Origin of the sequence: Stenotrophomonas sp. SMYL20 (genome assembly GCF_036320045.1) — a bacterium.
GTDB classification, from domain to species: domain Bacteria; phylum Pseudomonadota; class Gammaproteobacteria; order Xanthomonadales; family Xanthomonadaceae; genus Stenotrophomonas; species Stenotrophomonas maltophilia_A.
The window spans coordinates 32,158-54,533 of the sequence record NZ_JAWIRT010000005.1; the positions used below are offsets into that span (position 1 = coordinate 32,158).

A 22,376-nucleotide genomic window follows, 5' to 3' on the forward strand; every position below is an offset into this window, starting at 1 on the left:
GGGTGCAGGTGCTGCGTCAGGTTGTAAGGCCACAGGGGCCTGGCGGGTGCCCAAAGCGGGTCTCGATGGCGGCTCAGGTGCTGCGCGGACCATGAACGAGCCAGGAAGGCATGGCCGCTAGGCCCGCGGGGCGGGCCAGGCTGCACTGTGAACACACACCGGCGTGGCCGGCGGAAGGTGCAGCGTGGTTCTAGCCGACCAAGAGTAACTTAGACCGCGTAACGTTTTGTTAATCCTGGCTGGCTGCCGCCAGCGCAAGGCCCTGGACCACGCCCAGCGAGGGCTCGCCGTGGACCATGCGGGCCCCCGGGAAGGCCTCGGCCACGGCCTGGCGCAGGTAGCCGGCACGGGACATGCCGCCGGTCAGGAACACCGCGTCCGGGTCGCCGCCGATGTCGCTGCGGACCTGGGCCAGCAGCTCGCGGATCTGCTCCAGGTAGCCATGGGCGGCGGCGGCCAGGCCGTCGGCGCTGCTGTCGGCATGCAGGTCGCGGGCGATGTAGTCCAGCGTGCTGCGGTGTTCGCTGGCGGCGCTGAGGGCAATCTTGGCGCGTTCGACATCGCGGTACAGGCGGGCGGTGTTGCCGGTGTCCTGCAGGGCCTGCAGGCGCGCGCCCCACGGTTCGTCGACATGGTCGTATTTGTGCTGGCGGAAGTCGCGCTGGCGCGTCATGTCCTGCACGGTGGCGGCTTCCACGTAGTGGTGGGCGGGCACGCGGGTGATGCCGCGGCCGAACAGCGGCATGTAGCTGGACAGGCTCAGCGCCAGATCGATGTCGGTACCGCCACGGGCGATACCCCAGGCGCGGTGGATGCGCGGCGCAGCATCGCCACCAACCTCGGCGTGGGCGATATCGGTGGTACCGCCGCCGATGTCAACGATCACCGCCTGGTGCCGCTCGCGGCTTTCGGCGTGGTAATGCATGGCCGCCGCGGCCGGTTCCTCGAGGAAATCGATCTGGTCGAAACCGGCCTGGGTGGCGGCTTCGCGCAGGATGTCCAGTGCCTGATCGTTGCCGGCCGCGCCGATCGAGCTGCGGAACTGCACCGGGCGGCCGAGCAGGGCGGCACGCAGCGGCTGGCCAAGCTGGGCGCTGGCGGTCAGGCGGATGTGCTCGAGGATGTGCGCGGCGATGCCGGTGATGGTCTGCTTCGCGCGCGGGTGCAGGTTGTAGCCCAGCATCGACTTCGGGCTCTGCACCAGGTTGCCTTCGTGTTCCTCGAAATAGGCTTCCAGCGCGTCGTCGCCGTAGACCGCGTTCTGCAGCAGGTCGCTGGCGCTGCGCTCCTTGCCGGCGCGGGCTTCCATCCATTCCCGGCGCAGTGCGCGCAGGGCTTCGCGGCGCAGCGCCTGCGGCGTGCGTTCCTGGCCGGCGGCACGGGCCGCGCGCGCGGCGCTGTCGATCATCTGCTGCAGCTCGTGTTCCTGGCCGGCGTCGAGCTGGAAGTCGTCCGGGTCGGGCACCACGCCAGGGAAGTACACGCTGGTGCGGAACTGCTCGGCGTCGCCGAAGCGGATCGGCAGCAGTTTCCCCTCATGCACGATGGCGGCGGCGGAGTTGCTGGTACCGAAGTCGATGCCGAGGCGCATGGGGAGTTCCGGGGGCGATCAGGGGCCGCGCACTCTGCTGCAGTTCGTCGCCGACTGCAAGTTCCTGCGGCCTTCTGTTCTGGGTGGGGGTTCCGGATCGGGTCATGCGAGCCGCCGGGCGCTGGCCGGAAAAGGGCAGGGAGCCAGGCGGTTACAATGGCGGCTGTTGATTCACTTTGAGGTACTTGCTGATGTCTTCTGCCCCCGCCTGCCCGCAGTGCACCCTGGAAAACACCTACGCCGATGGTGCGCTGTGGATCTGCGCCGACTGCGGTTTCGAATGGACCGCCGAGGAAAGCGCCGGTTCCACCCTGGTCGTGCGTGACAGCAACGGCAACACCCTGCAGGCCGGCGACACCGTCACCGTGATCAAGGACCTGAAGGTCAAAGGCTCCTCGATCCCGCTCAAGCAGGGCACCGTGATCCGCAACATCCGCCTGGTCGAGGATGACGCCGAGCACATCGAAGGCAACTCGGACAAGATCAAGGGCCTGGTCCTGAAGACCTGCTTCCTCAAGAAGGCCTGATCACCTTCAGCGCTTGGCCTGCTGCTGCGCGCGCCAGCGGGCCAGGCTGTCCAGCTTGGCCTGGTAGCGCGCCTGCTCCGGCGCGCCCCCCAGTTCCTGCGCACGCAGCAGTTCGCGATCGGCGCGCTTGAGCTGGCCAGCCAGGAAATAGACGCGTGCCAGCCCGAAGTGGAACTGATGCGCGGTGTCATACAGGCGCACGGCCTGCCGGTAATAGCGGATCGCCTGGTCCAGCTGGCCGGCACGTTCGGCCTTGGCGCCGAACATGTACTGCGCGAACGGGTCTTCGCGCTGCACCGACTTCAACCGGCGCTCAAGTGACTGCGCCTGCGCGGTCAAGCCCAGGCTGCGGAACAGCGCGGAGGCATTGGTCAGTGCGGCATCCTGGCGGCCTTCCAGCTGCAGCGATCGGTCCAGCGCCTGCCGCGCCGCCTCGTTGTTGCCTTCGCGGTGGTCGAGCACGCCGAGGTTGTTCCACACCGGAGCGAACCCGCTGTCCTGAGCCAGGGACGCGTCGAAGAATGCACGCGCGCCGACGAAATCACCGTCGGCGAGGCGCTCCGCACCCCGGTTGTTGTAGAAGTGCGCCAACGCCCGCGCACGGCTGACGGGAACCGGGCCGCGGCGGTCATAGAGCACATTGCGGTCCAGATCGACGGTACCGAAACGCCCACCGACGTCGACACCGGCGTTGACGTGGCCGACGCTGTAGACCACGCCCGCGTCCTGGTCCTGGTACCAGGACACCACCTGCCCGACTTCCTGCACGCGGGCCTGGATGCCAGCCTCCCGCGCAAGCGTCACGAACAGCAGGGTGAAGGCCAGGCAGTTGGCGCGGCGGTGCTGCCAGATATCGCTGACGGTGTAGGTCGCATTGGCGTCGTACTGCAGGTCCAGCCCGTGCTGGTCGAAGATCATCTCCACGAGCGCCTGCAGCCGCTGGTCGCGGGAGTAGCTGCGCTGGATCACCTGCTTCTGGAGCATCGCGCGCAGGTCCGCGGGAATGGCGAACACTTCTTCCGGGGTCGGCACACGTGCGGCCGACACGGTGATGGTCGGGGTCGTCACCACATCGGCGGGCGGTGCCTGGCCTGCGCCGAAGGCAGGAGCACAGAAGGCCAGCAGCGAAAGAGTGAGGCAATGGGCGGCAGAACGGTACATGACGGTTCCCGGCAGCGGCGGGCGCTCCCGCCTGTGGCGAGTGTATGCCCATGAATGTCCGGCTGCAGCGACCGTTGGTCGGCGCCGCGTTCATCCACAACCGGTGTGGACCAGCGCTCGACAAAGCTGTGGACAACTGGCTCCGGGCCCCGCCCGGCAAGCGTTGTGAGTGCGTGGTGAAAAAACCGCCAGCTTGCCCGGCGCCGGCGCAGGCGGGATGATCCGGTCATGGACTTCTCACCGCTGACGCTTGCCCCGGCGCAGTGGCAGGCGCTGCAGGACAGCTATGCAACGCCGCCACGGGCCTACCACCACTTCGGCCATGTGCGCGCGGTGCTGCAGCACTGCCAGGAGGTCGCCGACGGCCCCGGCTGGAAGCAGCCGGCCGAGATCTATCTGGCCGTGCTCTATCACGATGCGATCTACCAGGCGGGGCGCAAGGACAACGAGGCGCGTTCGGCGCAGCTGGCTCTGCAGGCGATCACACAGGCGCCAGAGCTTGCCACTGTCGACGCCGCTCGCGTGGAGCAATTGATCCTGCTGACCGCCCGCCACGGCGCGCTTGGTCCGGAGGATGTGGATGCCGAGGCGGCGCTGTTCCTGGACTGCGACATGGCGATCCTGGCCGCGCCGGAACCGGTGTTCGCTGCCTATGACCGTGGCGTGGCCGAAGAATACAAAGGGGTGGTGCCGGGCTTCCTGTACCGTGCCGGCCGTCGCCGCTTCCTGCAGGGCCTGCTGCGCGCTCCGCGGATCTTCCTCAGCGAGTTCTTCCACCAGCGCCTGGACGCGGCCGCCCGTGACAACCTGCGACGTCAGTTGGGCGTTTGAGCCGGCCCGGTACACTGGTGACCTGTTTCCAATGATTGCCGTTTCCGACCGTGTCCGTCCCTGATCCCGATCCCCGCCCGCTGCCACCGGAAGAACCCGGCCCCAACGAGTGCTGCGGCAGTGGTTGCCCACTGTGTGTGCTGGACCTGTATTCCGATGAGCTGCAGCGCTACCGCAAGGCGCTGGCCGAGTGGAAGACGCGGCATCCAGAGGCCGCACCATGAGCCGTGCACGCCCGGCGGCGGTGCTGGCGCTGGTGGCACTGGTGCTGTTCGTGGCCACCGCGCTGTGGACCCAGGTCGCGCGCAGTGATCTGGACTGGGTGCGGGCGACCTTGAGCCTGTACCTGCACGGGCCGTGGGGGCTGGCATTGCGCGCTGCCTACTGCCTGCTGGCATTGGCCATTGCGGCGCTTGGCATTGCGCTGTATCGAGGCAGCATCGGCCCGCGGCGCAGTGCGGCCGCACCATTGCTGTTCACGGTTTCCGCGCTGGGCCTGGCGACGGTCGCCATCGGCGACAGCTGGCTGCCTGAAGCAACACCGCTGCTGGCACCGTTCATCCATGGGCTGGCAGCCAACACGGCGTTCCTGTGTGCCAGCGTCGGCATGCTGCTGCAGGCCTGGTATCTGCGCCGCGAACCGGGTTGGCAGTCCGCTGCGGGCCTGCTCTGGGGCTGGGCATGGCTGGCCTTTGTGCTGCTGTGGCTGCATGTGCTGTGGCGTGGTGGTCCACCGCGTGGGCTGGGACAGAAAGTGGTGATCGCGATGATCGTTGGCTGGCTGCTGTATCTGGCGATGGCCCTGTACCGTCGCAGCCGTCGGGCCGCAGCCCACTGAATCCCCAACGGCCTGCGCCGGTACGTGCCGTGCACGCGGCGGCGGCGTATCGTGTGCGCATTCCATCGGGGATGCGATATGAAGCGTGCAGGGCTGGGCAGGGCAATGGGTGTGGTACTGGCGCTGGCCGCGCTGCCGGCAACGGCGGCCGTGACCCCGCAGCAGTTCAGCCATGGGCGGTTCGAGCAGATTCCGGTGCACATGCCATCCGGCACGCCGCAACGGGTGGTGATCTGGTTCCACGAACCCACGGCCGGTGGTGACACCAGCCGCCTGCCGATCGAGGCCCTGCGTGCCGATGGCGCGCTGGTCGCGGCAGTGGACATTGCGCACCTGCGCGGTGTGCTCAAGCGCGAGGGGGACCCGACCTGTTCGTTCGGTTCCGGTGACGTCGAGAATTTCTCACGTTGGCTGCAGGCCTCGCTGCATCTGCCCGGCTACCACCTGCCGCTGGTCGGCGGTGATGGCGAAGGTGCCGAGATGGCCTATTCGCTGGCAGCGCAGGCCGATACCCAGGTGTTCGCCGGTGTACTGACCACCGGCTTCTGCCCGGACCACAACCACCAGCGCATGGTCTGCGGCGATGGTGTGAAGCACGACAGGCTGCAGCCGGCCGAACTGAATTTTCCGTGGTTGAGCGCGGCCGGTGACCGCGGCTGCAAGGTCGGCCAGGCCAGCGCGTTCGTGCAGCAGGTCGCGATGGCACGCGAGTTCAAGCGCACCGCGCGCGGTGATGCGTCACCGGGCCTGGTGGCTGCGGCACGGGTGATCGGCGCGCAGGCCGGCGTCAGCCTGGCACCGCCGCCTGCTGCACTGAAGGGCCTGCCCGTGGTGGAAATGCCGGCGACCGGCAGCGGCGATACGCTGGCGGTGTTCGTCTCCGGTGACGGTGGCTGGGCTGGCCTGGACAAGAACGTGGCGTCGTCACTCAACGAGCATGGCGTGGCGGTCGTCGGCATCGATTCGCTGCGCTACTTCTGGAGCGAGCGCACACCGAAGGGCTTTGCGGGCGACCTGCAGAAGATCATCGACCACTACCGCCAGCAATGGCACCGCGAGAAGGTGATGTTGATCGGTTTCTCGCAGGGCGCCGACGTGCTGCCGGCCACCATCAACCAGCTCGACGTCGGCACCCGTGAGGCGCTGGAGCGCATCGTGCTGCTGTCGGTGGGCAGGAAGGCCGACTTCGAATTCCATGTCAGCAACTGGCTGGGCGGTGGCGGCGACGGCCTGCCGATCGCACCGGAAGTGGCCAGGCTGCCGGCGGAAAAAACGCTGTGCGTGTACGGCGACAAGGATGAGGACGCGCTGTGCCCGGATCTGCCGGCCAATGACGGCGTGAGGAAGGTGAAGCTGCCGGGCGATCACCATTTCTGTGGCGATTACGACCGCCTCGCCGAAGTGATCCTGAAGGGCGGGGTGTAGCGTTTGGTAGACGCCGATCTTGGTCGGCGCTGGGGCTGAAGGCGCCGCGGGCTGAGCGTGTCGACCAAGGTCGACACCTACCAGGCGCATGTAGCGTCGAACCACGCTCGACGGCTGTTGGTAGACGCCGACCTTGGTCGGCGCCGGGGCTGAAGGCACCGCGGGATGAGCGTGTCGACCAAGGTCGACACCTACCAGGCGCATGTAGCGTCGAGCCACGCTCGACGGCTGTTGGTAGACGCCGACCTTGGTCGGCGCTGGGGCTGAAGTGCCGCGGGATGAGCGTGTCGACCAAGGTCGACACCTACCAGGCGCATGTAGCGTCGAGCCACGCTCGACGACTGTTGGTAGACGCCGACCTTGGTCGGCGCCGGGGCTGAGGGTGCCGTGGGATGAGCGTGTCGACCAAGGTCGACACCTACCCGGCGCATGTAGCGTCGAGCCACGCTCGACGGCTGTTGGTAGACGCCGACCTTGGTCGGCGCCGGGGCTGAAGGTGCCGTGGAATGAGCGTGTCGACCAAGGTCGACACCTACCCGGCGCATGTAGCGTCGAGCCACGCTCGACGGCTGTTGGTAGACGCCGATCTTGGTCGGCGCTGGGGCTGAAGGCGCCGCGGGATGAGCGTGTCGACCAAGGTCGACACCTACCAGGCGCATGTAGCGTCGAGCCACGCCCGACGGCTGTTGGTAGACGCCGACCTTGGTCGGCGCTGGGGCTGAAGGCGCCGTGGGCTGAGCGTGTCGACCAAGGTCGACACCTACCGGGTGGCAGGTAGCGCCGGGCCATGCCCGGCGGATCGCGGCTTCAATTCCGCCGCGGATCCAGCGAGATCAGGCGCGTGGCATCCAGCAGCGCGGCCGGCAGATGCATGCCGCCGGGCGCGGCGAGATAGCGCGGCCGCCACTGCGGATCGAACTTCGATTTGAAGCGGCGCAGGCCACTGAATCCGTAGAAGCGTTCGCCGTGCCGCGCCAGCAGGCCGGCCAGTCGGTTCCAGCGACCGGCCAGCCGATGCTGTGCCAGCCCGGACAACGGTGCCATGCCCAGCGAGAAACGCGCATAGCCCTGCGCGCGGCCCCACAGGAACAGTTCGATGAAGAGGAAGTCCATCGTGCCCTTCGGTGCTTCGTTGACGTGGCGCATCAGGTCGACCGACAGCTCGGCGCCGGCCGGTGCCTGCCACAGGTTGGCGAACGCCACGATCTGGCCCTCGGCTTCGACCAGCGCGACCGGGAAGCGCACCAGGTAATCCGGGTCGTAGCTGCCCAGCGAGAAGCCCTTCTCATCGCCGGCCTTGTCTTCCAGCCATGCGTTGGAAATTGCGTGCAGGCGCGGCAGCAGGCTGGGAATTTCCTCCACCGGTGCCACGCGGAATGACAGGCCACCGCGCTTGCCCCGGTTCCAGGCTTGGCGCAGATCGGCGCGTTCGCGGCCTTCCAGGCCGAAGTCATGCAGCGGCACCATCGCTTCCTCGCCCAGCTTGACCAGGCCCAGGCCCAGGTCGAGGTAGGTCTGCCAATAGGTCTCGCCCACCTGGTAGAACACCGGGCGCAGGCCCAGCCGGTCGGCTTCCTCGCGGAAGCGCCAGATCAACGCGCGCGCCACGTCAGGCGGGCCGACCGGATCGCCCATCGCGATCAGCGAACCGCCGTAGCGCTGCATCATCACGAAGCCCTGTTTCGCGTCATCGCGCAACACCGCCTTGTCGGCGGTCAGTACCAGGCAGGCCTGGGTATCGGTGGCACCGGCCAATACCGGCGCCAGCGACTGCAGCGTGGCTTCGTCGGCGGGTTGCAGCGGGCTGCGCGTGCTGTGCAGCAACCGTGCCAGGCCGAACATCACCAGCGCGATGGCGACCACCAGCAACGCGCGCAGTGCACGCGGTGCATTGCCCGACACCGCGAACTGCCACCACAGCTCGTTCTGGTATTCGACATGGCTGTAGGTGAAGAACAGCAGCCAGGTGACCGCAACCAGCACCAGTCCGAGATTGCGCAGCCACGGCCACGACCAGGCTTCGTCCAGCAGGGCACCCTGGCGGTAGAACTCGCGGCGTGCGGCCCACAGTGCCATCGCCACCAGCACTGCCGAGACCGCGATCAACAGCTGGCCACCACGCAGCCACAGCGGCAGCGGGGTGATCACGCATACCGCCATCGCCAGCATCCACGCCGCATGGCTGCGTCGGGCCAGGCCCTGGCCGATCAGCAGCAGTGCAACGCCGCTGAGGCTGCCAATCAGATGGGATGTCTCCAGGATCGGCAGCGAGGCATTGACCAGGTGACGGCGAGGCGTCGGCAGCGTGCCGTCGATGACCAGCGCGGCGCCGATGCTGAACACCGCCAGCGCGATGATCTGCGGCAGCCACGGGCGCAGCGCGTTCCAGCCGGCGCGGGTTGCGCCGGCACTGGCCTGTAGCGGCTGACGCAGTGCCGGCGCGAGCGCGAGGAGCGTGGCCAGCACCAGCGGCAGTACGTAGTAGGTGACGCGGTAGATCAGTGCAGCCGCCAGCACCGCAGCCGGTGCCACCTGTGGCAACAGCTTCAACAGGCTCCATTCGAATACGCCCAGGCCCGCGGGAACCGTCGAGACCAAGCCGGCCAGCACTGCCACCAGGTACAGGCCGACGAAGCCCGGCAGGCCGGTCGGCGTGGAGTCCGGCAGCAGCACGTAGAACGCGGCACTGGCCAGCACCAGTTCGATCACGCTGAGTACGGTGACACCCAGCATGGTGCGGCGGTCGGGCAACCAGAGTGCATGGCCGAACACGCTGAACTGCCGTCCCTCGCGGCCGACCAGCAACACGGTGCCCACAAATGCGAGCAGGGCGGCCACGCCGACCACGCGCACCGCGTCTGGATTCAACGGCAACGCCAATGCCGCCGCTGCAGGCTCCATGCACAGTGCCACGCTGATCAACAGCCACGCACCGAACACGAAACCGAGCGTACTCATCAGCACCACCTGGCCGATCTGCGCCAGGTCCAGGCCGGCGCTGCGGTAGCCGCGCAGACGCACGGCGCCGCCGGTCAGTGCGGCAAAGCCCACGGTCTGGCCGAGGGTGTGCGCGAGGAAGGCGGTGATGCCGACGCGCGCGGGGTGCACGCGGATGCCGCTGCGACGCAGGCCGATGGCATCGAAACCGATCAGGCAGGCGTAACTGGCCAGGCCGAGTACCACGGTGAGCGCGATCTGCGTGCCGCTGAGCTGCCGGAACGCCTGGCGGATGGCGCGATAGCCGTGCTCGTCGAACTCGTTGGCCAGGCCGTGCAGGGCCAGGGCGAGGATCAGCAGGGGGATGACGATGGTGGCAACCCGCTTCCAGGTTGGCGTGGAAGAGGCAGTGGTGGAATCGACGGGGGCGGTCATCGGCGCAAGGGTGCGGCAGGAGGGGCGAGGGCGGTGTCAACGCGGGCGTGGCGCATCGTGCGCCTGTCATCGTCATTTGACCAGTGGGACCGTCGGAGTCCGGTAGTGACGTGTCGCGGAGGATGCCCGTGCACCCAACGTCGACCGGTTTGGAGGACAATGCAGGCCTGATCAACCGCAGGAGCCACGCCCATGATGGAGCGTTACGACGTCGGACCGCGCATGTCCGAAATGACCGTATACAACAAGGTCGCCTATCTCTCCGGCCAGATTCCGGAAGACACCAGCCAGGACATCACCGGCCAGACCCGGCAGGTGCTGGCAGAAATCGACAAGCTGCTGGCGTTGGTCGCCAGTGACCGCCAGCATGTGCTGCGCGCCGAGGTGTTCCTGGCCGACATGGCCGACTTCGACGGCATGAACAAGGCGTGGGATGAGTGGGTGGTCGAGGGTGCGACCCCGGCGCGTGCCACGGTCGAGGCCAAGCTGGCCCACGCTGACTGGAAGGTCGAGATCGTAGTGACGGCGGCGGTACCGTAACGGCAGGCAAGGTCAGGTCCCACCAGTGGAGGGTAGAGTCGACGGTTAGTCGACTATCGCGCGCAGCGCGGGGTTTTGCGCCGCCGGAACGAAGAGCAGTCGACAAACAGTCGACTCTACCCCGCCGCTCCACTGCCGGTTGGTCTGGTGGCTACGTTGGCACCAGCTCGATGCAGTCCACCGGGCACGGTGGAATGCACAGCTCGCAACCGGTGCACAGATCGGCAATGACCGTGTGCATGTACTTGGCGCCACCGACGATGGCATCCACCGGGCAGGCCTGGATGCACTTGGTGCAGCCGATGCAGTCGGCTTCCACGATCAATGCCACCTGCGGCGCCTTGTGCTCGCCGCGCGAACGATCAAACGGAATGGTGGGTACGTCCAGTACCTGCGCCAGTGCGCGCGCGCCAGCGTCGCCGCCCGGCGGGCAGCGGTCCACGCCTGCCTCGCCGCGCGCCATGGCCTGCGCGTACGGGCGGCAGCCGTCGTAGCCGCATTGCCCGCATTGGGTCTGCGGCAGCAGGCGGTCGAGGCGTTCGGTCAGGGGAGGAATCAGGCTCATGCGTGGCGAAGGCTGCGCGTTGGGGTTACTTCAAGGGTTTGCCACGGAACCAGCGCTCGTGGGCCAGCGCCAGCATCGGCTTGTCTTCGGAACTGTCACCGTAGGCATGGATGCGCACGTAGCGTGACAGATCGAACTGGCGGCGGATGTGCTCGACCTTGCGCGGGCCACAGTCGCCACCGGCATAGCGACCTGTGAGACGGCCGTCCTGGCTCTCCAGCCGGTTGCAGATCAAGTGCAGGCCCAGCTGTTCGCACCACGGCCGAAGATACAGGTCCAGCGAGCCGGACACGATCACCACGGTGTGCTGCTGTTCCTTGTGCCAGCGGATCTGCTCCAGCATTTCCGGGCGCACCACGTCGGGCAGGAACTCACGCGAGAAGCCGGCTGCCAGCGTGGCGATGTCATCGCTGTGGCGGTCGCTGAAGGTCAAACGGGTGACGCGCGCGCGGATGCGCTCGGCCGAGATCAGCTTCAGCTTGTACGCGGCCAGCCACGGGCCGACCTTCCACCACGCCTGTGCCAGCTGTTCGGCGGTGGCCACGCGGCGCAGGAAACGGCCGTAGGTATCGCAGGTGGTCACGGTGTGGTCGAAGTCGAACAGCGCCAGTTCCATTCCGTTGCCTCCCATCGCGTTGCCCCGAGGCCGGTGCTGCCGGCGGGCGTGGCCGCAACCACGCCCGCTGCGGGCATCAGCGGACCGGCATGCCCGGCTGCGCGCCGCTGTCGGCGTCCAGCAGCGCCAGCGCGCCGCCGTCGAAACCGGCCGACAGGATCATGCCTTCGCTCAGGCCGAAGCGCATCTTGCGCGGGGCCAGGTTGGCGATGAACACCACACTGCGGCCGACCAGCTTCTCCGGCTCGCCGTAGCTGGCGCGGATGCCGGAGAAGATCTGGCGCTTGCCCAGCTCGCCGGCGTCCAGTTCGAAGCGCAGCAGCTTGTCAGAACCTTCCACGAACTCGCAGACCAGCACCTTGCCGATGCGCAGGTCGAGCTTGGCGAAATCGTCGATGCCGATGTAGGCCGGAGCATCGGCACCCTTGGCTTCGTCCTTGGCCGGTGCCGGTGCGGCCGGCTTGGCGGCGTCGGTCCTGGCGGCGGGGGCGGCAGCGGCGGCCGGCTGCAGGGTGTCCTTGGAGGCGTCGATCATGGCGTCAATCTTCTTCGGGTCGATACGGGTGAACAGCGGGGTGTACTCGGTGATGCGATGGCCCAGCAGCGGCTGCGCCAGTTCGGTCCAGTCGGTCACCGGCGCGGCCAGGAAGGCCTCGGCCTGCGCAGCGGTGGCCGGCAGCACCGGCTTCAGTGCGGTGACCAGCACGCGGAACAGGTTCAGGCCCTGGCTGCACACCGCCTGCAGCTGCGCGTCGGCGCCTTCCTGCTTGGCGATCACCCACGGCTTGACGTCGTCGATGTAGCGGTTGGCTTCATCGGCCAGGGTCATGGTCAGGCGGATCGCCGCGGCCGGATCGTTGCGCTCGTAGGCTTCACGGATCGGCGCCAAGCCGTCGACGAAGCGCTGGTACTGCGCCGCATCGGGCAGCTGTGCGGCCAGCTGGCCGTCGAAACGCTTGCTGATGAAGCCGGCACAGCGGCTGGCCAGGTTGACGAACTTGCCGACCAGGTCGGCGTTGACGCGGGCGATGAAGTCACCCAGGTTCAGGTCGAGATCGTCGACGCCACCGCCGGACTTGGCGGCGTAGTAGTAGCGCAGCGCTTCCGGCTCCAGGCCGGCGTCGAGGAAGGTACGCGCCATCACGAAGGTGCCGCGCGATTTGCTCATCTTGGCGCCGTCTACGGTCAGGTAGCCGTTGACGTGCAGGCGGGTTGGCGCGCGGTGGCCGGTGCCATGCAGCACCGCCGGCCAGAACAGGCCGTGGAAGTTGACGATGTCCTTGCCGATGAAGTGGTGCAGCTCGGTGGCGGTGCCGGCGCGCAGATGCGCTTCGAAGTCTTCGCCGAGCTTGCCGCACAGGGTCTGGAAGCTGGACAGGTAGCCGATCGGCGCATCCAGCCAGACGTAGAAGTACTTGCCCGGCTGGCCCGGAATCTGGAAACCGAAGTACGGTGCGTCGCGCGAGATGTCCCACGCGCGCAGGCCACCTTCGGCATTGAGCCACTCACCCAGCTTGGCCTTCACGCCCGGCAGGGCGACATCGCCGGCCAGCCATTCGCGCAGGAATGCATCGAAGTGGCCCACCTCGAAGAAGAAGTGCTCCGAATCGCGCATTTCCGGCGTGGCACCGGAGATGACCGAACGCGGCTCCTTCAGGTCGGTCGGCGCATAGGTGGCGCCGCAGACTTCGCAGTTGTCGCCGTACTGGTCGGGGCTGCCGCAGTTCGGACAGATGCCCTTGACGTAGCGGTCGGGCAGGAACATGCCCTTGGCCGGGTCGTAGAACTGCGCCACCGAGCGGCGGCTGATGTGGCCGGCCGCTTCCAGCTTCAGGTAGAACTGCTCGGTCAGCGCCTTGTTGGCCGCCGAATTGGTCGAGTCGTAGTGATCGAAGGCCACGCCGAAGGCGGCGAAGTCACGTTCGTGACTGGCCTGGATGTTGGCGATGAAGGTTTCCGGGGTGACCCCGGCCTTCTCCGCGGCCAGCATGATCGGCGTGCCGTGGGTGTCGTCGGCGCAGACGAACCAGGCCTTGCCGCCACTCATTCGCCGCGCACGCACCCAGATGTCGGCCTGGATGTAGCCGACCAGGTGGCCCAGATGCAGCGGGCCGTTGGCGTAGGGCAGGGCGGTGGTGACGAGCGCGGTACGGGTCATGGTCGCGGGGTGAAGCCGAGGGGAACCGCAGAGTATCGCATGCCCGCAACGACGTGACCCGGCCGAAGCCGGGTCACGGGGATGAAGCGGGGCCTGGGGGCTTATTCGCGCTGCCAGGTCTGCGCGCGGCAGATGAAGGCAATGCAGCCGGACACGTCCAGCTTGGTGCCGCCGGGCTGCAGTTCCATCTTCGACTTGTAGGTCTTGCCGTTGGCCGGGTCGAGGATGGTGCCGCCGGACCACTTGTTGGCGCCGTCGGCCTTCAGGTTCCAGAGAATGGTCATGCCCTTCACCGGCTTGTTCTTGTTGGCGCCTTCACAGCCGTCGCAGACCGGGTTCGGGCCCTTGTCCGAGTGCAGGATGTCGACCACCTTGCCGGTCAGCGTGCCGTTGGCGGCCTGGCTGATCTCGACGATCGACTTCACCTTGCCGGTTTTGTCGTCGATGGTCTTCCAGCGGCCGGCGGCGCCGTCGGTGGCCTGTGCCGACAGGGCGGCCAGGCACAGCGGCAGTGCCAGCAGCAGGGTCTTGAAGGTGTTGCGCATGGTCCCCTCCCAGGGTTCATTCCGGCACGCTGCCGGCATGGGTCGACTGTATACCCATTCGGCGGGGTATGGGGAAGGGGGGCTTTGCAGGGCTGCGCCCTGCACCTGCGGGGGCAACAGCAACTGCAACAGCAACAGCGGGCTATCCGTGGGATGGCGGGGTGGGTCCGGTTGCGGGGGGCGCTGCAAGTACGTCCATGTAAGCTCGGTCGCCGCATCCATGCGGCTCACGCCCCCGCAACGTTGCGGGGGACGGCGTGAATACGTCCATGTAGCCTCGGTCGCGCCATCCATGGCGCTCACGCCCCCTCAACCGGACCCACCCCGCCTTCGACAGTTTCCTGCGATCTGTCGGAACGGCGTTCTGCTTTGGTGGGTGCCGACCGTTGGTCGGCACGGGGTCTGATTCCGCTCTGAATATCGATATCTGACAGATGTGTCGACCAAGGTCGACACCTACCAACAGCCGCGAAGATCTGTCAGAGGTGGGGCGGTGTCGGAGTGCGGGGTGTCAGCCGCATGGATGCGGCTGCCAAGCTTACAGGGATGTACTTGCAGGGTCCCCGCACTCCGATACCGTCCCGCCAACCCACGGAATGCCCGCTTTGGCTGTTGCCGTTGCCGTTGCGTTGCATTGAGCAGGGTGCAGGGCTGCAAGCCCTGCAAAAAACACCCTCACTTCACCCAGCTGTCGATCTCGCCGTGGGCGAACGGCCCCAGCTTCGCCTTCACCAGCCGGCCCTGTGCATCGAACAGCACGCTGTAGGGCAGCAGGCCCTGCGTATTGCCCAGCTGCACGCTGGCATCGCGTGGCCCGGGTGTCTCGATCACGATCGGGTAATCCACCGGTACCTGCTGCAGGAAGCGGCGCACGTCTTCCGGCGTATCCAATGCCAGGCCCAGCACCTGCACGCCTTCGCTGCCCTGGGTATGGGCAAAGCGTGCCAGCTCCGGCATCTCTTCCACGCAGGGGGCACACCAGCTGGCCCAGACGTTGATCAGCAGCGGGCGGCCGGTAGCGTGCTGGCGCAGGTCCAGCGGTCGGCCTTCAAGATCGGGCAGCGACAGCGCGGGCAGGCTGTCGCCGACCTGCAGGGCGGGTGCCACCGCCGCCACCGCAGGCGCCGCTGGCATGGCCTCAGGCGCAGCCGGCGCGGGAGCCAATCGATGCCCGGCCCACAGGCCGAGGCCGGCGGCCAGCACCGCTGTCCACAGCAGCGCTGGCCGTTGCCATTTCATCGTGCGGTGCGCAGCAGCGCTTCCTCGACCACCGCCTGGGTCAGCAGGGTCGGCAGCACGGTCGGCGGTGCGCCGGGGCCGTACACCACGTACAGCGGCACGCCCACGGCCTTGTGCTCTTCCAGGAACGTGGTGATCTGCGGATCGACGTTGGTGTAGTCACCGCGCATGTACACCGCGTTGGTGCGCTTGAGCAGTTCCTTGAACTCTGGGCGCGACAGCACGGCGCGCTCGTTGGCCTTGCAGCTCACGCACCAGTCGGCGGTCATGTTCACGAACACCACGCGGTTGTCGGCGCGCAGGCGATCCAGCAGCTGCGGCGAGTATTCGACCACGTTGTCAGTCGCCGCCTGTGCGGCACGCGCCGGCGCTGCCAGCTGGGTCACGCCCCAGGCAGGAACCAGTGCACCGATCGCCAGCAGCACGCCGAGCAGGGTGACGGCGCGCGAGCCGGTCCAGCGGTTGCGTTCAAACAGCCACAGACCGAAGGCCAGCAGCAGCAGGCCACCCAGCACCAGCGCCATGCCGTCCACGCCGCGCTGCTTGCCCAGCACCCACAGCAGCCACAGCACGGTGGCATACATCGGGAAGGCCAGCACGTGCTTGAGCGTTTCCATCCACGGGCCCGGCTTGGGCAGGCGGCGCGCCAGTGCCGGCACGAAGCCGATCAGCAGGAACGGCAGGGCCAGGCCCAGGCCGAGGAACAGGAACACGGTCATCGCCTTCAGCGGGGGGGCAATGAACGCGTAGGCAATCGCGCCGCCCATGAACGGGCCGACGCAGGCACTGCCGACCACGCAGGCCAGCGCACCGGTGAAGAAATCACCGGCCGGGCCACTGCGGCTGGCCAGCGACTGGCCGAGGTTGCCGATGCCGCCGCCCAGTGTGAACACGCCGGACAGGCTCAGGCCCACCGCGAACATGATGTAGGCCAGCGCCGCCACCACGCCCGGGTGCTGCAGCTGGAAGCCGATGCCGACGGCGTTGCCGATCGCGCGCAGGCCAACCATCAACGCACCGATCACCGCGAACGCGACCAAGACGCCCAGCGTGTACCAGAGGGCATGGCTGCGCGCGCGCTGCGGGCTTTCGCCACTCTGCGCCAGGCTCAGGACCTTCAGCGACAGGATCGGCAGCACGCAGGGCATCAGGTTCAGTACCAGGCCACCGGCCAGCGCCAGCAGCAGGACCCATACGAACGAACGGTCCGGATTCGGCGTGGTCACCGGCGGTCGCGTGCGCAGCGCGTTGTCACCCTGTGCATCGGCGGCGAACTCACTGCTGGCGGTGCCGTCACCTGCAGCAGGGGTCGTTGCATCCGTATTGGGCACGGTTGGCAGCAGGCGCAGCGGTGCGCCGTTGGCGGCTTCGCGTGGTGCGCCGTTGGCAGCGGGCAGCGGGCTGATCACCTCATTGCGCGGTGGCGCCTGGTCGGCACTGCTGCTGACCTTGCCGGCCGGAATGGACAGCTTCACCCGGCGGGTCATCGGCGGGTAGCAGATGCCATCGGTCTGGCAACCCTGGAAGGTCACCACCAGAGTGCTGTCGACCGCATCGGCGATGGAGCGGCGCAGCGGCAGCGGCACTTCCACCTGGTTGAAGTACACCGAGACATCGCCGAAGTGTTCGTCGCGATGCGACTGTGCGGCAGGCCAGCGCAGCTTGTCGGCCAGCACCCCGGTGCTGCCGTCCAGCTTCACCGAAGTGCGGTCGCGATACAGGTAGTAGCCCGGTGCCGGGCTGAAGCGCAGCAGCAGGGTATTGCCGTCGCTGGCGATGGCGTCGAAGCCGAACGCCTGCTCCGACGGCAGCGGCAGCGCCTGGCTGTTGCTGGCCGCCCCCGGCAGGCGCAGGCCGCCGCTGTTGCCGGCACCGGCCAGCGGGTTGTTGAACGGGCTTGCCGCACCGGTACGCGCGGCAGGCACCGCGGCCGCCGCACCGGCGCCCGGCAGGGTGACCTGCACCACGCGCTTCTGCGGCGGGTAGCAGACACCGGCATCGGCGCAGCCCTGGTAACGCACTTCCAGGCTGATGGTGCCGGCGGCGTCGGTCGGCGTGCCGGGCAGGGTGGCCTGCAGGCGTTCGCGATAGGTTTCGACTTCGCCGAAGAAATCGTCGTGGTGCTTGTCGCCCTTGGGCATCTGCAGCGCGCCGGCATTGAAGGCCGGGTCGGCCTTGACGCTGGTGCGGTGGCGATACAGGTAATAGCCCGGTGCGATCTTGAACTGCAGTTGCACCTGGCCACGCTCGGCGGCGGTCGCGGTCAGTGCGAACGCCTGGTCCACCGGCAGCAGGTCTTTCTCATCCAGGGCGAACGCCGGCAGCGAGAGCCACAACAGGGCGCACAAGGCGGCGCCACGCGCAAACAGAGTCTTCAATCAGTGTCCTCCCGGGTCTGTGCCCGGATCCAGTCCAGATACGCCGGCAGGCCGGCCCGGGTTTCGACCGCAATGCACTCCGGGAGTTCATACGGATGCAGTTCGACGATCCGGGCAATCGCGTCATCGACGCGACTCGCGGTGGTCTTCACCAGCAGCTGCAGCTCGGCGTCGGTGGTCACCTCGCCCTGCCAGCGGTAGGTCGACTGCGCGCCATCGAGGCGGGTCACGCACGCGGCCAGGCGCTCGCCGACCAGCGCGTGCGCGATGCGCTCGGCACTGGCCCGGTCCGGGCAGGTGGTCAACAGCAGCAGGACGGGATCGACGGTCGACATGACCGTCGAGTATAGGGCCGCCGCCGGGGCAGGGCCCGGCGGCGGCAGTGGACCGCTGCGTTGCGCGGTCAGTTGGCCAGCTGGCAGGAGGCCGGCTTGGCCGAGGTGAACAGGCCCGGGGTCGCCCACTCGGGGTGGTCGATGAACGGGTTGCGGTTGCCCTGGAAGCTGTAGATCACGTCGTTGCGGGCACGCTCGGCATCATCCGGCGGATCGGACAGGTGCCAGTCGATCAGCGTCGAGAGCAGGCCCATGTAGGCCGGCGAACTGCTGGTCTTGACGATCCTGCTGCGGTCGTCGGTCAGCTCCAGGTCCGGCTCGGACTGGCCGGTGGCCGCATCCTTGCCGCCCTCGTAGCGGATCGCCATGTACATCACCGCACGCGCCATGTCGCCCTTGCGCTTGCCCCACACCTCGAAGGTGCCGGTGTTGCCGTCCGGCGTGCGCACCCAGTTGGAATTGCCCGGGTAGCCGCCGCTGCCGCCGCCCTGGCCGTTGTTGGCCTCGGTGGCGCGTTCGCCGCAGTTGGCGTCGCACTTGCCGAACGGCTTGTTGCCACGGTCGGCGTTCCACTGCGCGTCGGTCAGGTACAGCATGTGGGTGTCGGTGTACGGCGCGTACGGCAGGCCCTTGTCGCCGGTGGTGCTGGCAAAGCCCAGCGAGTTCGGCCAGGTGTGCTCGCGGTTGTACTTCAGGCCGCCGCCGCTGCCGGCGCGATCGGTCACCTTGGCGTAGCTGCGGTTGCGGTACGCATCCAGGATCCTGCCGCTGTTGTTCGGATCCTCGTCGGCGATCTCCAGGATGGTCCAGGTGCTGGTGTCCGAGCCGCTATACGGGTAGGCGGTGTGGCCCTTGATGGTGGCGTGCAGCGAGCAGCGCAGCTGGCTGGGGCTGCTGGTGTTGACCTTGGAGTAGTAACCGGCCGGCACGCCCGGGTTGCCCGGGTCCGGATTGCCGCCGGTGCTGGCCACGGTGAAGGCGATGCGGCTGTCGGCGGCGGGGTGCGCCCCCTGCAGGTCGGTGATGCGCGCGGCGCGGATGTCGAAGCGGCAGGCTTCACCGGCCACCAGCGCGGTGTTGGTGGACAGCTTCACGCTGCGGCCGCTGGCCGGGTAGGTCAGCGGCACGCTGCCGGAGGTGCCGCAGCTCAGGGCGAAGGCGCCGCTGGCCAGGTTCACCGTCTCGCTGAACACCACTTCCAGGTCGGCCGCGGCCGGGAAGGTGCTGCTGCCCTGCGCTGGGGTGGTGGTGGACACTGACGGCGGCGTGTTCGGGCCTGGGGTGCCGCCACCGCTGAAGGTCTGGCCGTTGTTGCAGTTGCCGAATGTCTGCCTGGCCGATTCGGCCCAGGTGAAGTGGGCGTACTGGCTGCCGCTGCCGGTCAGCTGCAGCGAGGTGCCCGGGGCCGTGCTGTTGGTCTCGGCCACCGGAATGTTCTGGCTGGTCATGCCGGCGGCAGGGCCACCGGAGGCGGTGATGGCGCCCTCGTAGCTGAGGAACTGCACCACCTTGCCGCTGGCATCGACCAGGGCGATGCCGTCGTTCGGGCCGTTCTGCAGGCCGTTGGTCGGGTAGCTGACCACGGCCAGGGTGGCGCTGCCGCAACCCGCGGCGGTGCCGGCCGGGACCGGATTGTTGGCGTAGACCGTGGCGGCCGAAGGATTGCTGCCGTTGTAGAGATAGAGGCGGTAGCCGGACAGGTCCTCGCCCGCGGTAGCGACCACTTCGATGGCTTCGCCGACGTCACCGGCGGCGGTGCTGTCGTCGTAGTGCAGTTCGTTGATGAAGACTTCGGCCTGGGCCGGCGCGGCGGCCAGCGCAAGCAGGCAGGCGGCGGCAAGCGGGGACAGCAATCGCATCGACTACTCCTTGTGATTGGGAATGCGCGGCCGAGCCTAAGGCCGATCCAGTGACACTTTGTCGTAAATGAACGTCAGATATCTGACAGTGCGACGCGAGTCACCAAAAGTCGAGGATTCCAGAGACAGGGTTGCCGCGTTGCACCGGCATCCAGGCCTTCACATGGGCGCAGATCGAGTGGGCCCGGGGCAGTGAAATTTTTTCCGCGAGCGGCCTTGAAAGGTCCGGGGCCAGCTCCATCTCTGTCCTGCTCCCGATTCATCGGGCTTTTTCGCGAGCAATGCTGGCAGTCACCTGGGGTGAGTGCTAACATCGCCAGACTTTTTCAGACCAATCAATAACTTAAGAGGTCTCTCATGAGCATCAAGCCGCTGCACGACCGCGTTGTGGTCAAGCCGATCGAAGCCGACGAAATCTCCGCCGGTGGCATCGTCATTCCGGATTCGGCCAAGGAAAAGTCCACCAAGGGTGAAGTCGTGGCCGTCGGCCCGGGCAAGCCGCTGGACAACGGCAGCGTGCGCGCGCCGTCGCTGAAGGTCGGCGACAAGGTCATCTACGGCCAGTACGCCGGCAGCTCGTACAAGAGCGAAGGCGTCGAGTACAAGGTCCTGCGCGAAGACGACGTGCTCGCCGTCATCGGCTGAGCCTCGGCGCGACCTGTTTCAACCTGATCCCCAAATCCCAGCCGCCGGGCATCGTCCGGCGCTACCAATGAGGTAATTGCAATGGCTGCCAAGGATATTCGTTTCGGTGAAGACGCCCGTTCGCGCATGGTGCGCGGCGTCAACGTTCTCGCCAATGCCGTCAAGGCCACCCTGGGCCCGAAGGGCCGCAACGTCGTGCTGGAAAAGAGCTTCGGCGCGCCGACCATCACCAAGGACGGCGTCTCCGTCGCCAAGGAAATCGAACTGGCTGACAAGTTCGAGAACATGGGTGCGCAGATGGTGAAGGAAGTTGCTTCCCGCACCAACGACGACGCTGGCGACGGCACCACCACCGCCACCGTGCTGGCCCAGGCCCTGATCCGCGAAGGCGCCAAGGCTGTTGCCGCCGGCATGAACCCGATGGACCTCAAGCGTGGTATCGACAAGGCCGTCGTGGCCGCCGTTGCCGAGCTGAAGACCATCTCCAAGCCGACCGCCGACGACAAGGCGATTGCCCAGGTCGGTACCATCTCGGCCAACTCGGACGAGTCGATCGGCCAGATCATCGCTGACGCGATGAAGGAAGTCGGCAAGGAAGGCGTGATCACCGTTGAAGAAGGCTCGGGCCTGGACAACGAGCTGGACGTGGTCAAGGGCATGCAGTTCGACCGCGGCTACCTGTCCCCGTACTTCATCAACAACCAGCAGTCGCAGACCGCTGACCTGGATGACCCGTTCATCCTGCTGCACGACAAGAAGATCTCCAACGTCCGTGACCTGCTGCCGGTGCTGGAAGGCGTCGCCAAGGCCGGCAAGCCGCTGCTGATCGTGGCCGAAGAAGTCGAAGGCGAAGCGCTGGCGACCCTGGTGGTCAACACCATCCGTGGCATCGTCAAGGTCGTGGCCGTCAAGGCGCCGGGCTTCGGCGACCGTCGCAAGGCGATGCTGGAAGACATGGCCGTGCTGACCGGCGGCACCGTGATCTCCGAAGAAGTGGGCCTGTCGCTGGAAAAGGCCACCATCAAGGACCTGGGCCGCGCCAAGAAGGTGCAGGTCTCCAAGGAAAACACCACCATCATCGATGGCGTGGGTGACAAGGCTGCCGTCGACGCACGCGTCGGCCAGATCAAGACCCAGATCCAGGACACCTCCTCGGATTACGACCGCGAGAAGCTGCAGGAACGCGTGGCCAAGCTGGCCGGTGGCGTTGCCGTGATCAAGGTCGGTGCTTCGACCGAAATCGAAATGAAGGAAAAGAAGGATCGCGTCGACGACGCCCTGCACGCTACCCGTGCAGCCGTTGAAGAAGGCGTGGTCCCGGGCGGCGGCGTGGCCCTGGTCCGTGCGGTCACCGCACTGGCCGGCCTGAAGGGTGCCAACGAAGACCAGAACCACGGCATCCAGATCGCCCTGCGCGCGATGGAAGCCCCGCTGCGCGAAATCGTGGCCAACGCCGGTGAAGAACCGTCGGTCATCATCAACAAGGTCAAGGAAGGCACCGGCAGCTTCGGCTACAACGCCGCCACCGGCGAGTTCGGCGACATGCTGCAGTTCGGCATCCTGGACCCGACCAAGGTGACCCGTTCGGCGCTGCAGAACGCGGCCTCGATCGCTGGCCTGATGATCACCACCGAAGCCATGGTTGCCGAAGCTCCGAAGAAGGACGAGCCGGCCATGGGTGGCGCCGGTGGCATGGGCGGCATGGGCGGCATGGGTGGCATGGACTTCTAAGTCCCCACGTTCGCCCCGCA

19 protein-coding genes are annotated in these 22,376 nt (G+C 67.3%); 8 read left to right on the top strand and 11 right to left on the bottom strand.

Annotated elements, in window-relative coordinates; all coding sequences use genetic code 11:
* Positions 1 to 229: 229 nt before the first annotated feature.
* Positions 230 to 1,591 (bottom strand): Hsp70 family protein, encoded by a 1,362-nt coding sequence (locus V3B48_RS05050; protein ID WP_032129362.1) that lies wholly within the window; start codon positions 1,589 to 1,591, stop codon positions 230 to 232.
* Positions 1,592 to 1,782: 191 nt separating this feature from the next.
* On the opposite strand from V3B48_RS05050, the gene V3B48_RS05055 reads away from it, so the two are divergent.
* Entirely contained in the window at positions 1,783 to 2,118 is a 336-nt protein-coding gene (locus tag V3B48_RS05055; protein ID WP_010482882.1) for a zinc ribbon domain-containing protein YjdM, read from the top strand.
* Between the two features lie 6 nt (positions 2,119 to 2,124).
* Here the strand turns inward: V3B48_RS05055 and V3B48_RS05060 are convergent, their stop codons facing one another.
* A complete protein-coding gene (locus V3B48_RS05060) occupies positions 2,125 to 3,279 on the bottom strand; it encodes a tetratricopeptide repeat protein (RefSeq protein WP_032129363.1) in 1,155 nt (384 codons plus the stop codon).
* A 228-nt stretch (positions 3,280 to 3,507) separates the two neighbouring features.
* On the opposite strand from V3B48_RS05060, the gene V3B48_RS05065 reads away from it, so the two are divergent.
* From V3B48_RS05065 to V3B48_RS05080, 4 genes are all read left to right on the top strand, one after another.
* On the top strand, positions 3,508 to 4,110 hold the full coding sequence (locus tag V3B48_RS05065; RefSeq protein WP_032130395.1) for a hypothetical protein: 603 nt from the start codon (positions 3,508 to 3,510) through the stop codon (positions 4,108 to 4,110).
* Positions 4,111 to 4,160: 50 nt separating this feature from the next.
* Positions 4,161 to 4,334: an oxidoreductase-like domain-containing protein gene (locus V3B48_RS05070; RefSeq protein WP_049398321.1), complete on the top strand. Its 174-nt coding sequence runs from the start codon at positions 4,161 to 4,163 to the stop codon at positions 4,332 to 4,334.
* Positions 4,331 to 4,948, top strand: a complete 618-nt coding sequence (locus V3B48_RS05075) for a DUF998 domain-containing protein (protein ID WP_329893324.1) — start codon at positions 4,331 to 4,333, stop codon at positions 4,946 to 4,948. Before V3B48_RS05070 ends, V3B48_RS05075 begins: the two co-directional genes overlap by 4 nt.
* A 78-nt stretch (positions 4,949 to 5,026) precedes the next feature.
* Entirely contained in the window at positions 5,027 to 6,373 is a 1,347-nt protein-coding gene (locus tag V3B48_RS05080) for an AcvB/VirJ family lysyl-phosphatidylglycerol hydrolase (RefSeq protein WP_329893325.1), read from the top strand.
* An 807-nt stretch (positions 6,374 to 7,180) separates the two neighbouring features.
* Here V3B48_RS05080 and mprF read toward each other — a convergent pair.
* Entirely contained in the window at positions 7,181 to 9,745 is a 2,565-nt protein-coding gene (mprF, locus tag V3B48_RS05085; protein WP_329893326.1) for a bifunctional lysylphosphatidylglycerol flippase/synthetase MprF, read from the bottom strand.
* A 192-nt stretch (positions 9,746 to 9,937) separates the two neighbouring features.
* Between mprF and V3B48_RS05090 the strand changes: the two genes are divergently transcribed.
* Positions 9,938 to 10,285, top strand: a complete 348-nt coding sequence (locus tag V3B48_RS05090; protein ID WP_005410556.1) for a RidA family protein — start codon at positions 9,938 to 9,940, stop codon at positions 10,283 to 10,285.
* Positions 10,286 to 10,436: 151 nt separating this feature from the next.
* Here V3B48_RS05090 and rnfB read toward each other — a convergent pair whose 3' ends face one another.
* The 8 genes from rnfB to V3B48_RS05130 all read right to left on the bottom strand — a co-directional run bounded on the left by rnfB (position 10,437) and on the right by V3B48_RS05130 (position 19,980).
* A complete protein-coding gene (gene rnfB, locus V3B48_RS05095; RefSeq protein ID WP_121504596.1) occupies positions 10,437 to 10,850 on the bottom strand; it encodes an Rnf electron transport complex subunit RnfB in 414 nt (137 codons plus the stop codon).
* 25 nt (positions 10,851 to 10,875) lie between these two features.
* Entirely contained in the window at positions 10,876 to 11,466 is a 591-nt protein-coding gene (locus tag V3B48_RS05100; protein ID WP_329893327.1) for an HAD family hydrolase, read from the bottom strand.
* A gap of 76 nt (positions 11,467 to 11,542) precedes the next feature.
* Positions 11,543 to 13,624 carry a methionine--tRNA ligase gene (metG, locus tag V3B48_RS05105; RefSeq protein ID WP_329893328.1) on the bottom strand — a complete coding sequence of 694 codons (2,082 nt, stop codon included), beginning with the start codon at positions 13,622 to 13,624 and terminating at the stop codon, positions 11,543 to 11,545.
* Positions 13,625 to 13,725: 101 nt separating this feature from the next.
* Entirely contained in the window at positions 13,726 to 14,169 is a 444-nt protein-coding gene (locus V3B48_RS05110; protein WP_329893329.1) for a DUF2147 domain-containing protein, read from the bottom strand.
* 675 nt (positions 14,170 to 14,844) lie between these two features.
* The gene (locus V3B48_RS05115) at positions 14,845 to 15,408 is read right to left on the bottom strand and encodes a TlpA disulfide reductase family protein (protein WP_329893330.1); all 564 of its coding nucleotides are present in this window, start codon (positions 15,406 to 15,408) and stop codon (positions 14,845 to 14,847) included.
* Positions 15,405 to 17,786 (bottom strand): protein-disulfide reductase DsbD domain-containing protein, encoded by a 2,382-nt coding sequence (locus tag V3B48_RS05120; protein ID WP_285302619.1) that lies wholly within the window; start codon positions 17,784 to 17,786, stop codon positions 15,405 to 15,407. Before V3B48_RS05120 ends, V3B48_RS05115 begins: the two co-directional genes overlap by 4 nt.
* Positions 17,783 to 18,121: a divalent-cation tolerance protein CutA gene (gene cutA, locus V3B48_RS05125; RefSeq protein ID WP_010481118.1), complete on the bottom strand. Its 339-nt coding sequence runs from the start codon at positions 18,119 to 18,121 to the stop codon at positions 17,783 to 17,785. The genes V3B48_RS05120 and cutA overlap by 4 nt, the downstream gene beginning before the upstream one ends.
* A gap of 68 nt (positions 18,122 to 18,189) precedes the next feature.
* Entirely contained in the window at positions 18,190 to 19,980 is a 1,791-nt protein-coding gene (locus V3B48_RS05130; protein ID WP_329893331.1) for an endonuclease, read from the bottom strand.
* A gap of 357 nt (positions 19,981 to 20,337) precedes the next feature.
* Between V3B48_RS05130 and V3B48_RS05135 the strand changes: the two genes are divergently transcribed.
* Positions 20,338 to 20,625, top strand: a complete 288-nt coding sequence (locus V3B48_RS05135) for a co-chaperone GroES (protein WP_006396661.1) — start codon at positions 20,338 to 20,340, stop codon at positions 20,623 to 20,625.
* An 81-nt stretch (positions 20,626 to 20,706) separates the two neighbouring features.
* Positions 20,707 to 22,356, top strand: coding sequence for a chaperonin GroEL (gene groL / locus V3B48_RS05140; protein ID WP_014038666.1), 1,650 nt, complete (start codon positions 20,707 to 20,709; stop codon positions 22,354 to 22,356).
* Positions 22,357 to 22,376: the final 20 nt, after the last annotated feature.